General features: G+C 44.3%; 12 protein-coding genes. All 12 read left to right on the top strand.

Annotation, left to right across the window (positions count from 1 at the left end; translation table 11 throughout):
- Positions 1-116 precede the first annotated feature (116 nt).
- On the top strand, positions 117-386 hold the full coding sequence (gene rpsO, locus CA600_RS11370) for a 30S ribosomal protein S15 (RefSeq protein ID WP_036656390.1): 270 nt from the start codon (positions 117-119) through the stop codon (positions 384-386).
- A 293-nt stretch (positions 387-679) separates the two neighbouring features.
- The gene (gene pnp, locus CA600_RS11365; protein ID WP_094870287.1) at positions 680-2,782 is read left to right on the top strand and encodes a polyribonucleotide nucleotidyltransferase; all 2,103 of its coding nucleotides are present in this window, start codon (positions 680-682) and stop codon (positions 2,780-2,782) included.
- Between the two features lie 247 nt (positions 2,783-3,029).
- Complete coding sequence (locus tag CA600_RS11360) at positions 3,030-4,013, top strand: polysaccharide deacetylase family protein (RefSeq protein ID WP_094870286.1); 984 nt, start codon at positions 3,030-3,032, stop codon at positions 4,011-4,013.
- Positions 4,014-4,089: 76 nt separating this feature from the next.
- Positions 4,090-5,358 (top strand): M16 family metallopeptidase, encoded by a 1,269-nt coding sequence (locus tag CA600_RS11355; protein ID WP_094870285.1) that lies wholly within the window; start codon positions 4,090-4,092, stop codon positions 5,356-5,358.
- Positions 5,333-5,779: a dUTP diphosphatase gene (gene dut / locus CA600_RS11350; RefSeq protein ID WP_179281595.1), complete on the top strand. Its 447-nt coding sequence runs from the start codon at positions 5,333-5,335 to the stop codon at positions 5,777-5,779. The genes CA600_RS11355 and dut overlap by 26 nt, the downstream gene beginning before the upstream one ends.
- A 198-nt stretch (positions 5,780-5,977) precedes the next feature.
- Entirely contained in the window at positions 5,978-6,874 is an 897-nt protein-coding gene (dpsA, locus tag CA600_RS11345; protein WP_094870283.1) for a dipicolinate synthase subunit DpsA, read from the top strand.
- A 1-nt stretch (position 6,875) separates the two neighbouring features.
- Positions 6,876-7,472, top strand: a complete 597-nt coding sequence (locus CA600_RS11340) for a dipicolinate synthase subunit B (RefSeq protein ID WP_042189406.1) — start codon at positions 6,876-6,878, stop codon at positions 7,470-7,472.
- Between the two features lie 354 nt (positions 7,473-7,826).
- Positions 7,827-9,050 carry an aspartate kinase gene (dapG, locus tag CA600_RS11335; RefSeq protein WP_094870282.1) on the top strand — a complete coding sequence of 408 codons (1,224 nt, stop codon included), beginning with the start codon at positions 7,827-7,829 and terminating at the stop codon, positions 9,048-9,050.
- A gap of 13 nt (positions 9,051-9,063) precedes the next feature.
- Entirely contained in the window at positions 9,064-9,939 is an 876-nt protein-coding gene (gene dapA, locus CA600_RS11330) for a 4-hydroxy-tetrahydrodipicolinate synthase (RefSeq protein ID WP_094870281.1), read from the top strand.
- Positions 9,940-10,448: 509 nt separating this feature from the next.
- Positions 10,449-12,128 (top strand): ribonuclease J, encoded by a 1,680-nt coding sequence (locus CA600_RS11325; RefSeq protein ID WP_042189403.1) that lies wholly within the window; start codon positions 10,449-10,451, stop codon positions 12,126-12,128.
- Between the two features lie 215 nt (positions 12,129-12,343).
- Positions 12,344-13,123 (top strand): ClpP family protease, encoded by a 780-nt coding sequence (locus CA600_RS11320; protein ID WP_179281594.1) that lies wholly within the window; start codon positions 12,344-12,346, stop codon positions 13,121-13,123.
- On the top strand, positions 13,120-13,332 hold the full coding sequence (locus CA600_RS11315; protein WP_094870280.1) for a YlzJ-like family protein: 213 nt from the start codon (positions 13,120-13,122) through the stop codon (positions 13,330-13,332). The genes CA600_RS11320 and CA600_RS11315 overlap by 4 nt, the downstream gene beginning before the upstream one ends.
- The last annotated feature ends 30 nt before the right edge of the window (positions 13,333-13,362 follow it).

The raw sequence follows: 13,362 nt of genomic DNA, 5'->3' as shown, positions 1-13,362 counted from the left end.
GGAGATGCTATACTAATAAACGTTGCTGGCTTACAGCACCATAACCTTAGCTTGGTTGCACGTTCTCACCGACGGTGACGAGGCTAGTGGCGATTATATTGAAGGAGGTGAACAGGATGGCATTAACTCAAGAACGTAAACATCAATTGATCGACGAGCACAAAACTCACGAATCCGATACTGGATCCCCTGAGGTGCAAGTTGCTATCCTAACGGAGAACATCGTTAATTTGACTGACCACTTGCGTACGCACAAGAAAGATCATCACTCCCGTCGCGGATTGTTGAAAATGGTTGGACAACGTCGTAAACTTCTGGCGTATTTGAAAAACAAAGACATCAGACGTTACAGCGCCCTGATCGAAAGACTGGGATTGCGTCGTTAATTTTCCATAAGATAACCCTTAAAGCAGCCTGGTTGTATACCGTATGTCCTTCTCGGAGCGACAGCGGGACAGCTGGGTTGCTTTTTGAAAATTTAGGGAAAACTTTATAGCAAGACTGATGAGATTATTCGTAAAAACGGCCACTTTACATCATCTGTGAGACTTAGCCGTTTCTTCTTATATGTATACAGAACAGGCTACATACCTTAGGGACAAGCCTTTCCGATTCATTAGATCTATTTGTGAACCTGCTATATTTGATTGCGGGTCTACTACTATTCAAGGAGGTATTTATGGAAAAACGTGTAGAAATGCAGCTAGGCGGAAGACGCCTTGTGCTGGAAACGGGCCGTCTAGCTAAACAAGCAAACGCAGCCGTTATGGTGCGTTATGGGGATACTTCGGTATTATGTACCGTTACGGCTTCGAAAGAGCCAAAGGATCTGGATTTTTTCCCCCTTACAGTTAACTATGAGGAAAGATTATATGCAGTAGGTAAAATTCCTGGCGGATTTATTAAACGGGAAGGCAGACCAAGTGAGAAAGCGATTCTGTCAAGCCGTTTGACAGACCGTCCAATCAGACCCCTGTTCCCTGAAGGATTCCGTAACGATGTTCAGGTATTGAACATGGTAATGAGTGTGGATCAGGACTGCGCACCAGATATTGCTGCTATGATCGGCACTTCAGCTGCACTTAGTATTTCTGATGTGCCTTTTGATGGACCAATCGGCGGCGTTGCTGTAGGTCGGGTTAATGGAGATTTTGTGATCAATCCGGATATGGCTCAGCAAGCAATCAGTGATATTTATGTAGTGGTTGCTGGAACGAAGGAAGCAATCATGATGGTTGAAGCGGAAGCGAACGAAGTGACGGAAGATGTGATGCTCGAAGCGATTATGTTCGGTCATGATGAAATCCGTAAGATCGTTGCAACCATCGAAGAACTGGTCAAAGTGGCTGGTAAAGAAAAAATGGCTGTGAAGCTGCATACAGTGAATGCTGACGTGAATACTGAGGTCCGCGCATTTGCTGAGGCTCGTCTGGTGGAAGCCGTTAAAATTGCTGAAAAACATGCTCGTCAGGAAGCGATTGATGTCGTTAATGATGAAGCGGTTGCGTATTTCGTAGAGAAGTACATAGAAGCACCGGAGCTTCTGAAAGATGTTAAAGAAGTCCTCCATGATATCGTGAAGGATGAAGTAAGACGTCTAATCACGCATGATAAGGTTCGTCCAGATGGACGTAAACTTGATGAAATCCGTCCGATTGAATGTGACACAAGCCTGTTGCCGCGTACACACGGTTCCGGTCTGTTCACACGTGGACAAACACAAATCCTTAGCGTTTGTACCCTTGGAGCACTAGGTGATGTGCAAATTCTCGACGGAATCGATCCTACTGAAACGAAACGTTTCATGCACCATTACAATTTCCCGCCGTTCAGCGTAGGGGAAGCTCGTCCGCTTAGAGCACCAGGACGACGTGAAATCGGTCACGGAGCACTTGGAGAACGTGCATTATCCAAGGTGATTCCTAGTGAAACTGAATTCCCGTACACGATTCGTCTAGTATCAGAAGCGATTGAATCTAACGGTTCTACATCCCAGGCAAGCATCTGTGCCAGTATTCTGGCTATGATGGATGCTGGTGTGCCAATCAAAGCTCCAGTAGCCGGAGTAGCAATGGGGCTGATTAAAGACGGAGAGCATGTCTCCATCCTGACGGATATTCAAGGTATGGAAGATCATCTCGGAGATATGGACTTCAAGGTAGCTGGTACAGCTGAAGGTGTTACAGCTATTCAAATGGACATTAAGATTGCCGGTATCGACCGCAACATTCTTCAGGAAGCACTTCAACAGGCTAAAGAAGGCCGTCTGTTCATCTTGGACAAAATGAATGAAGCGATCTCTGCGCCAAGACCTAATCTGTCCAAATATGCTCCTAAAATCATTATTATCAACATCAATCCGGACAAAATCCGTGATGTTATCGGTGCTGGTGGTAAGATTATCAATAAAATTATTGAAGAAACCGGCGTGAAAATCGACATCGAACAAGATGGCCGTGTCTTTATCGGTTCTTCAGATGAAGAAATGATCCAAAAGGCTCGTTCGATTATCGAAGGTCTTGTGCGTGAAGTACAAGTCGGAGAAATCTATGTGGGTACAGTTAGACGTATTGAGAAATTTGGTGCATTTGTTGAACTGATTCCGGGCAAAGACGGATTGGTACACATTTCCCAATTGTCCACTGAGCGTGTAGCTAAGGTAGAAGATGTTGTTGCTATTGGTGACACCATTACCGTTAAAGTTACCGAGATCGATCCACAAGGCCGGGTTAACCTGTCTCGTAAAGCGGTGTTGACTTCGGAAACTGGAGCTAAAGCGTAAGTTTGATCTTAGTAATAACCTTTACAAAAGGGATCTAATTTCATTATTAAAAGAGACAGAAGCGATTTGCGTTCTGGCTCTTTTTTTATATGAAAGAAGGTGGAAAACTGTAGCAAACATTCCTATCTATTAGTCTTGTATCTGTTCATGACATAAATTCCTCCCTTGTCTCATAAATTGGGACAAAGTGTCTTTGTAATCGTGTGGAACGAACCTGAAATTCGTTTCTACCGGGGAGGAAGTCGTCATGAAGACGGAAAAAGTGGCATTAGTGGTTGCTTGTGTAGCAATCGTGATAGGAATTGGTAGCACACAGGGACCAGTCAAGGACATGTTTGCGCAATTGAAGCCGCAGGATGATCTTGCGGTGTGGATGGATATCCCTAAGGCGGCCAATAACGATCTTCTTCTGAGGATTGAGACCGCCGCGGCCAAACTAAATGCACCTCCAGTGGATGCAGTGGTTGACCGGGTGTGGAAAGCCATTCCGGGTTATAACGGACTTGAGATTGATGTAGAGAGTACCTATCGGAATGCTCTTTTGGCACCAAAAGAGCCCATAAAGTTAGTGTATCGGCAGATCGAACCAAAAGTATCGTTAAATGAACTGGGAGCAGAACCTATATATCGAGGAAATCCGGCGAAACCGATGGTATCACTGATGATTAATGTGGCTTGGGGGAATCAGTATATCGTGCCCATGCTGGATATTTTGGATGAAGAGAACGTGAAAGTTACGTTTTTTCTGGATGGAAGCTGGCTGAGCAAGAATCCAGAGCTTGCTGCAGAAATGTTAAAGCGTGGTCATGAGATGGAGAATCATGCCTATACCCATCCCAATATGAGTACTTTAAGTCGAGCGCGTGCTACAGTTGAGATTGAAAAGACGCAAAAGCTGCTAAAAGAATCACTTGGAGTCACTAATAAATGGTTCGCACCTCCATCTGGTGATTTCGATCAAGAGACAGTAGAAATCGCTAGCAGCTTGGGCTTAAAGACTGTACTCTGGACTGTGGATACGGTGGATTGGCGCAATCCTTCTCCTGAATCTATAGTTGCCAAAATCACAAGTAAAGCTGAATCCGGGACACTGGTTCTAATGCATCCTACTGCCTCATCCTCCAAGGCGCTGAAGGCCATGATACGCGGGATAAAGGAAAAAGGGTTACAGCTAGGAACAGTTAGCCAAACGCTGTCAGCGGAGCGTCTAATCCCCTCTGATGTTGAGTGAGTGATCTATTTCTGGTAGGATTATAGGCACGTGTATTAAATTAGATAGAACATGGCTATTGCCAGGAGGACATGAAGTGGAAAAAATAGTATTATCCAATGGATTACGAGTAGTGATGGAAAAAATTCCGACCGGCCGGTCCGTATCATTTGGAATTTGGGTGAAGACAGGTTCGCGGAATGAACACCCTGGAAACAACGGGATATCCCATTTTGTAGAGCATATGCTTTTTAAAGGTACGGACCGATATAGTGCTAAGGATATTGCCGAGCAGTTCGATGCTATTGGCGGCAATGTAAATGCGTTTACCTCTAAGGAATATACTTGCTATTATGCAAAGGTATTGGATGAGCATCTGCCTATCGCAGTAGATGTGTTAGCAGATATGTTCTTCCGTTCACGTATGGATGCTGAAGAGCTGGAGAAGGAAAAAAACGTCATCCTTGAGGAAATTTCTATGTGCGAGGATACACCAGACGACCTTGTGCATGATTTGATGTGTGCTGCTGCTTACAAGGATCATCCGCTTGCGTATTCTATCCTAGGCTTAAAGGAACGGCTGATGGAAATGAAGCCAGATGATCTTCGTGCTTACATGAAGGAGCAGTATACGATTGAGAATACGGTAATTAGTGTAGCGGGGAACATTAGTGATGGACTGATTGAGCTGCTGGAGCAGCATTTTGGTTCTTTTGCTAATCATGGCACATCTGCGCCGCTGACTCCACCGGATTATTATGGGGATTTGTTGTTTCACCGCAAAAAAACAGAACAGAATCATATCTGTCTTTCCTTACCAGGGGTCCGCTCTGGCGACCCAATGCAATATGCTATGGTGCTTATTAATAATGCCATTGGTGGGGGGATGAGCTCACGGATGTTCCAAGAGATTCGTGAAAAACGTGGCCTAGCTTATTCTGTATATTCATACCACAGTTCTCAGGCGGATTCTGGTTTATTCACGGTCTATGCTGGAACAGCACCGAAGCAAACTAAGGATGTAACAGAGCTAATTAAGGAAATGATGTACGAACTTGCTACTAAGGGTCTTAGTGAAGATGAACTGCGAAAAGGCAAGGAGCAGCTTAAAGGTAGCCTTATTCTTAGCCTGGAAAGCACTAGTAGCCGGATGAATCGGATTGGGAAAAATGAACTCATGCTCGGAAAACATAACACATTAGACGATATGATCGCCAAGATTCAGTTAGTAACGATGGACAATATCAACAGTGTGCTTGATAATATGTTTGCTGAGCCGCTTTCTTTAGCGATGGTAGGTTCAACAGATAAAGCTATTGCAAATGTTAGGAGAGATGATCTTGTCTTATTACGTACAAATCAATAAACTAGCTGGAAACGAGGATGTTAATCTTCCTTGTAAAATGTCAGAACAGGCTTCCGGGTATGATCTTTATGCCGCGGTTGAAAGCGAAGTCGTGCTTGCTCCTGGAGAACGTGCATTAATTTCAACAGGCATATCATTAGCTATGCCAGACGGATTAGAAGCTCAGATTCGCCCACGAAGTGGACTGGCCTTGAAGCATGGGATTACGTGTTTGAACACACCTGGAACGATTGATGCTGATTATCGTGGAGAGATCAAAGTGTTGTTGATCAATCTAGGGCAAGAGCCATTTGCTATTGCTCGCAATGAGCGTATTGCCCAAATGGTATTTCAAGCGGTTCCAGTGGTCACTTTGGTTGAAGTAGATACTTTATCCGAAACAGAACGTGGAGCCGGAGGCTTCGGTCACACTGGCAAATAATATGACTTATTAAAAAGCTTGCGAATTTATGCCTAATCGGCGTGATTCGTGAGCTTTTTTTTCGTTTAAATATGACGATTTATAAGTTTCACACATTTAAGCCTGCATGGTAATTCTTCTCCGCTTTTCACCCATTAAGAATGCCCAGCATAAGATGCTCTATAGTCGATAGTGTATGTTGAAAGGAGCGTCATCCCTATGCTTACTGGCGTCAGGATCGTGTTCCTGGGCGGGGACGCGAGACAGCTTGAAGTGATTCGGAAATGTGTGGAATTGGATGCGACGGTAAGCGCTGCCGGGTTCGATAAATGGGAAACCCCTTGCCCAGGGGTGAGCCTGGAACAGATGACGGTAGAGCTGCTTAGTAATGCAGATGTATTAGTGTTGCCTACGATTGGTTGTGATGATGAAGGAAATATCAGTGCTTTATTTTCTTCTGAACGCTTGATGCTCTTGGAAGAACATTTTGCTGCTCTGCCACCCCATTGTTTGGTGTATAGCGGTATGGCTAAAAGCTACTTACGCGGCATGTGCGCCAAGCATTCGTTAAAGTTAATTGAATTGCTTAATCGTGATGATGTAGCCATCTACAACTCCATCCCAACAGCGGAAGGGGCATTGGTTATGGCCATACAGAACACGGATTTTACCATTCACAGTTCCAAATCGATGGTACTGGGCTTGGGCAGAACGGGTTTTACAATGGCAAGAAGCCTGCAAGGGTTGGGTGCTAGTGTCAAAGCCGGAGTTAGAAAACAGGAACATTATGCACGTGCTGAGGAAATGGGCTGGAAGCCGTTTATGACCAGTGAACTGTTGCTTCATGTGCCGGATGTTGATCTAATATTTAATACGATTCCAAGTATGATCATCACCGCACAAGTGCTTTCACGTATCTCACCGAATTGCTTAATTATTGACCTGGCTTCCGCTCCGGGTGGATGTGACTTTCGTTATGCGGAGAAAAGAGGAATTAAAGCGATGCTGGCACCTGGACTCCCTGGCATTGTAGCTCCTAAAAGCGCTGGGATTATTATGGCAAATGCGCTGGTTCAGTCGATATCGGACGAGGCTTTAATCAAGGGGGACGAATAAAATGGATTGGCACGGAAAAACAGTAGGGTATGCGATTACCGGATCTCACTGCACATTTGCGGAGGTAATGCCGCAAATTCAACGCTTCGTAGATGGAGGAGCAAACGTAGTGCCCATAGTTTCAGCATCCGTACTAGGCACCGACACCCGCTTTGGAACATCGCAAAATTGGCTAAAACAGTTGAAAGATATAACAGGTAATGATATCATTTCTACAATTGTTGAAGCGGAACCGCTGGGTCCTTCCAAGCTGCTGGATGTGCTTACCATAGCACCTTGCACTGGAAATACAACGAGTAAATTGGCAAATGCTATGACCGATAGTCCAGTGCTCATGGCTGCGAAATCGCAGATGCGCAATGGACGTCCACTAGTTCTCGCGATATCTACCAATGATGGCTTAGGTCTTAATGCCGCAAATATTGCAAAGCTTCTCGTGGCTAAACATATTTATTTTGTGCCATTCGGACAGGATAACCCTGAGGGCAAACCTAATTCGTTAGTAGCGCGTATGGATCTTATCCCAGAAGCTTGCTATGCCGCTTTGCAAGGTAAACAACTACAGCCGATGATTATTGAAAAGTTTCATTCCGTCTAGAATAAGGCGGAATCGGTGGAGCTAGTTGCGGATAATAAAAGGGGAGATGCACTAAATGAGCAATGAGAAGTTAAATGCCGCCTTGGTCGGAGTTGCTTCTTAATCAATAGACGCGGTCGTTAACGCTCAAAGCCAAGATCTGCTAAACCCATTGCTGAGATCATTGCTACCAAAAAATATAAGCTTACTGCTACCGTCCTCATTTCGAGGGCGGTACAACCATTTTTCAAATTAAAAGAAAATTACTTAAGAAATAAGCTTACGTACTGTAAAGGAATTTCTCATTAGAAACGAAATGAATTCTATTTACGAACGATTAGTGTGTTTGCTTTGACAATAATGGAGGAATTATACATGGGTATTCTGGTACAGAAATTCGGAGGAACATCACTCTCAACACCGCAAGCTAGAGAGCACGTCATTCGTAATGTCAAACGGGAGCTCGCTAGTGGCTATAGTCTGGTCATCGTTGTTTCGGCTATGGGCAGACGCGGAGAACCTTATGCAACGGATACGCTGCTGGATTGGGCCGTACAGAATGGAGATTCACTTCCAGAGCGTGAGAAGGATCTCTTGATGTGCTGTGGTGAGATTATCTCTGCGACTACACTTTGTGGATTGCTGGAGAATGAAGGGATTGCTTCTACGGTATTAACGGGAGCTCAGGCTGGTTTCTTGACCGATAGCAACTATGGCAATGCAAGAATTCTAGATGTACGTCCTGAACGAGTTCTCCGCGAATTGCGTGAAGGTAAAGTGGTTATAGTGACAGGGTTCCAAGGACAGACTGAAGCGGGTGATTTGACGACTTTAGGACGTGGAGGAAGTGATACCTCTGCGACTGCACTGGGTGCTGCTCTTCATGCAGATATGGTTGATATCTATACAGACGTTAATGGGATTCTTACAGCAGATCCGCGGATCGTTGAAGATGCTAAACCGTTAACTTATGTTAGTTATACAGAAATTTGTAATATGGCTCATCAAGGAGCAAAGGTCATCCATCCGCGTGCGGTTGAGATTGCTATGCAGGCACAAATTCCAGTACGTGTTCGTTCAACATTTTCTGAGAATGAAGGAACGCTGGTTACGAATCCAGAAGGATTCAACGACATTCAGTCTGGCGGCATTGTAGATCGCTTCGTAACAGGGATTGCATATGTCAGCAACGTCACACAGATTTCTGTGGAGTGTCCAGATGGAAATGGTACGGGCGTTCAACTGCAAATTTTTAAAAGTATGGCTGACAACGGAATAAGCGTTGATTTTATTAATGTAACACCTACGGAAGCTCTTTATACTGTGTTCGATGACAAATCAGAAAAGGCCATCTCAGTTCTTCAGCAATTGGGCCTGCGTCCTAAGAGTTTATCAGGTTGTGCAAAAGTTTCCGTTATCGGAGGCGGAATTAATGGTGTGCCTGGTATTATGGCTCGTATCGTTGAGGCACTTAGCTCACAAAATATTCAGATTCTCCAATCCGCAGATTCGAATACAACGATTTGGGTGCTGGTGAAGAAAGAGGATATGGTGCAGTCCCTGCGTTCGCTGCACGCTATGTTTGAATTGCACCGCTAAGGAGGAATTCAAAGTGGATTTCGGAAGATTAATAACAGCCATGGTAACTCCCTTTGACGGGGATGGAGAAATCAACTGGGATGTAACTTCACAGCTTGTCAATTATTTAATTGAGGAACAGAAATCAGAGGCTTTGGTTGTCTGTGGCACAACTGGGGAATCCCCTACGTTAAGTGATGAGGAGAAACTGCAGCTGTTTTCTTTCGTACTAGAGAAGGCGAATGGTCGCTGTAAAATTATTGCTGGAACAGGCAGTAATAACACGAAGCACTCTATTCACCTCACGAAGGAAGCGGAGAAAATAGGTGTGGATGGCGTACTTTTGGTCGTTCCTTATTACAATAAGCCTAATCAGGAAGGGCTCTATCAGCATTTTTCTACGATTGCTTCGGAGACTTCATTGCCAGTTATGCTGTATAATGTTCCCGGTCGCACGGGTGTGAGTATGAGCGTAGACACAACCCTTCGACTTGCAGAAATTTCGAATATTGTTGCGACAAAAGAATGTGCATCTGTTGATCAAGTGACACTTATCGCTTCTGCGTCTGCCGATGACTTCCGTGTATATACTGGTGATGATTCAGCGGGCTTAGCTAGTCTAGCTGTAGGTGGATACGGAATTATCAGCGTAGCTAGTCATGTGGTTGGTGCACAGATGTCAGAAATGATCTATGCATACAGCTCCGGAAATGTGCAGCGAGCGGGAGAGATTCATCGGAAACTGTTCCCAATTTTTAAGGGATTATTCGAATGCCCGCAACCGCTACCGAATCCTTCCGCGGTCAAATATGCTTTAACTCTGAAGGGTCTGCCTGTTGGAGGCGTCAGATTGCCGCTTATTTCACCTACGGAAGCGGAAGCGGCCTTTATTGAAGCGCTATTTCACTAAGTGCTGAACAATGATATTCTTGTGTTTAAACCGGCTTCTCCTGTGGAGAGCCGGTTTTTATATTTATTATATTTTGCTAAAATAATGGGTCACATTTAAGGAAAGAATTTGGATACGAGATAGGGTGACTTGTCTTTTGCCAAAAAAATCATGTATAATGATCTTAAGTGACTGGGTGCGGTTAAAATTAAATATGCGGTAATCTTCCGTCAATGGTTTACATTGTGAGACAGGATAGGTCCCAAGATGAGTCTGTGTAAATGATTGAAATGTCTTCGCGCGAGGGGCGCGACGGTGAATTTTGACGGCATTTGTCCGTTTCAATATGAACTTTACTGCCCGGAATCGGGAGCTTTCGCATTGCGCATTTTACAGATATCAGGAATATCCTTGTTAATTAGGAAGCTATCAGCTGTTTGAAGAATGTGTTCAGCGCCGCTGAAATAATCGAAGTTCAATATTTACCAATAAAAGTATGACGTCCAACATCATAGGAGGGTTAGATTCATTTGTCCAAAAAAAACAACAACGATAAATTGATGATTTTCGCATTGGGCGGAGTCGGAGAAATCGGGAAAAACATGTATGTCATTCAATATGGAGCTGACATTGTAGTCGTGGATTCGGGACTTAAGTTCCCGGAAGAAGATATGCTCGGTATTGATATTGTAATTCCTGATATCTCTTATTTGACAGAGAACCGTGACAAGGTAAGAGGAATTGTACTTACCCACGGACACGAGGATCACATCGGTGGTCTCCCATATGTCCTGAAGAATTTGAATGTTCCGGTTTACGGAACAAGACTTACATTAGGCCTTGTAGAAAACAAATTGAAGGAAGCAAACTTACTGGGTGACACCAAACGGATTCTGATCAATGAAGATTCAGAAATTCAACTGGGAAGTTCACTCAAAGTTACTTTCTTCAGAACCAATCACAGTATTCCTGATTCCGTCGGTGTGTGCATCGAAACACCGGAGGGTAACGTAGTTCATACGGGAGATTTCAAATTTGACCACACTCCAGTCAACGGTCAATTTGCAAATCTGCATCGGATGGCTGAAATTGGTCAGAAGGGCGTGCTTGCTCTTTTGTCGGATAGTACAAATGCTGAGAAACCAGGCTTTACCCCATCTGAAAAGAATGTCGGTATTGTTCTGGAAGATATTTTCCGCAAAGCTGAACAACGTGTCGTTGTAGCAACTTTTGCTTCCAATGTGCACCGTATTCAGCAAGTGGTTAATGCGGCAGAATCCACAGGTCGTAAAATTACAGTAATTGGCCGTAGTATGGTAAACGTTGTATCTATTGCTTCTGAGCTTGGATATCTGAACGTACCTGACGGTATGCTGATCGAGCCTGAAGAAATGAACAGAATGGCAGCGAACCGTGTCGTTGTTCTTTGCACAGGATCCCAAGGCGAGCCAATGTCTGCATTGACCCGTATGGCACGTTCCAGTCATCGTAAAGTAGATATCTTGCCAGGTGATACTGTTATTATTGCAGCAACACCGGTACCAGGTAACGAGAAATATGTAGGTCGTACCATTGATGAATTGTTCCGTCTTGGCGCTAACGTAATCTATAGCGGTTCCAATTCTGGCGTTCACGTATCCGGTCACGGTAGCCAGGAAGAGCTTAAGCTTATGCTCAATCTGATGAAACCAAAATATTTCATTCCAATTCATGGTGAATACCGTATGCAACGCAAACATGCGCTTTTGGCAGAATCCGTTGGTGTAGAGTCTCAGAACATTTTCATCACTGAAATTGGTGAGATTGTGGAAATTCAAGGCGGTGCCGCTCGTAAAGCTGGTAAAGTAACGGCTGGTAACGTATTGATTGACGGTCTGGGTGTAGGTGATGTAGGTAATATTGTATTGCGTGACCGTAAGTTACTGTCTCAAGATGGTATTTTGGTTGTCGTGGTTACATTAAGCAAACAGAATGGTGCAATTGTCTCCGGACCTGACATCATTTCTCGTGGTTTCGTTTATGTCCGTGAGTCCGAAGGACTGCTTGACGAAGCGAACCGAATTGTTTCCAGTACACTGCAGCGCCTGATGAGTGAGAAAGTAAATGAGTGGGCATCGCTTAAAACAAGCGTAAAAGATTCACTCGGTCGTTTCTTATATGAGCAAACGCGTCGTAGACCGATGATTTTGCCAATTATCATGGAAGTGTGAGGAGAATTCTCCTTAAATAAATATATAGCTTGGGCATTGGCCCCTTTTCCCCGGAAATATTGGACGGTTTCTACGGGAAAAGGGGTTTTTGTATTGTTTATATTCACATCATGAGGAGAGCTTTGCATAATGCGGGGCCCTGAAATGTCATACTAATGAAAGTTAGTAAGGCTATTGCAGACCAGAGCTGCATAAGAAAAGGGAGAGCTGCGAAGATGAACTACATGAATGGATCAAATGGAGCAAAGAATGAGGAAGTTATACCACAAGAGGGAAATCCAAGTACAAATGAAAATATGCCGCCCACTACAATGGGTGCACTGAAAGAGCTTGGACAAACAGCGGTACCTACTGGTGAACCGGATATCTTTTGCATAACGATCATCGGTCAGATTGAAGGCCATATTGTAATGCCTCCTCAGAACAAAACGACAAAATACGAACATATCATTCCCCAGCTGGTGGCAGCTGAACAGAATAAGAATATTAAAGGTCTGCTTATTATTTTAAATACGGTTGGTGGAGATGTAGAAGCTGGTCTAGCGATTGCCGAAATGATTTCTTCGCTCTCTAAACCAACGGTAACAGTAGTCATTGGAGGGGGCCATAGTATTGGCGTTCCGATCGCTGTATCCTCTACGTATTCAATTATTGCGGAAAGTGCAACGATGACGATACATCCGATTCGTATGAATGGTTTAGTAATTGGAGTGCCACAGACGTTCGAATACATGGAAAAAATGCAGGAGCGTGTAGTGAAATTCGTTACTTCTCATTCTCGGATTTCTGAAGAACAGTTCCGTGATCTCATGTTTAAGACAGGTGAGCTCAATCGTGATATTGGAACAGCCGTTGGGGGGTTGGACGCCGTTAAATATGGTCTCATGGATGAGGTGGGCGGGATCGGAGCTGCCTTAGCGCATCTTAACCGGATGATTGGTGGAGATTTCTCTGCAGCGCCTACAGCAGCGATTTCGGGAGGGCTTACGCAATGACACTCTACACGATAATGTCGATGGAACAGGTGTGGGAGGGTGCCTTTAATAATTACGCTACAACGCGAGAAGTAAGTGTTCAAGGGATGCTCATGCAGGTTGAGCCGATGGAGGAAGGACGCGCGCGCATAGTAAGATTGCTGGATTGTCCTTTGGAGCGATATTTGGATCCGTCGTACTCTCCAGGAGCGATAATTACGTTAACATAAAGATTCATTTTTTGACAAAAGAGAACATAG

It is taken from the genome of Paenibacillus sp. VTT E-133280, from assembly GCF_002264385.1.
In the GTDB taxonomy this organism is placed as follows: Bacteria; Bacillota; Bacilli; order Paenibacillales; family Paenibacillaceae; genus Paenibacillus_AQ; species Paenibacillus_AQ nitricinens.
This window is presented reverse-complemented; position numbering and strand designations above follow the sequence as displayed.

Coding starts and splice junctions, on each gene's coding strand:
- dapG (WP_094870282.1), top strand. CDS start 7,827: ATGGGTATTCTGGTACAGAAATTCGGAGGAACATCACTCTCAACACCG.
- CA600_RS11320 (WP_179281594.1), top strand. CDS start 12,344: ATGAACTACATGAATGGATCAAATGGAGCAAAGAATGAGGAAGTTATA.
- CA600_RS11360 (WP_094870286.1), top strand. CDS start 3,030: ATGAAGACGGAAAAAGTGGCATTAGTGGTTGCTTGTGTAGCAATCGTG.
- rpsO (WP_036656390.1), top strand. CDS start 117: ATGGCATTAACTCAAGAACGTAAACATCAATTGATCGACGAGCACAAA.
- CA600_RS11340 (WP_042189406.1), top strand. CDS start 6,876: ATGGATTGGCACGGAAAAACAGTAGGGTATGCGATTACCGGATCTCAC.
- dpsA (WP_094870283.1), top strand. CDS start 5,978: ATGCTTACTGGCGTCAGGATCGTGTTCCTGGGCGGGGACGCGAGACAG.
- CA600_RS11315 (WP_094870280.1), top strand. CDS start 13,120: ATGACACTCTACACGATAATGTCGATGGAACAGGTGTGGGAGGGTGCC.
- pnp (WP_094870287.1), top strand. CDS start 680: ATGGAAAAACGTGTAGAAATGCAGCTAGGCGGAAGACGCCTTGTGCTG.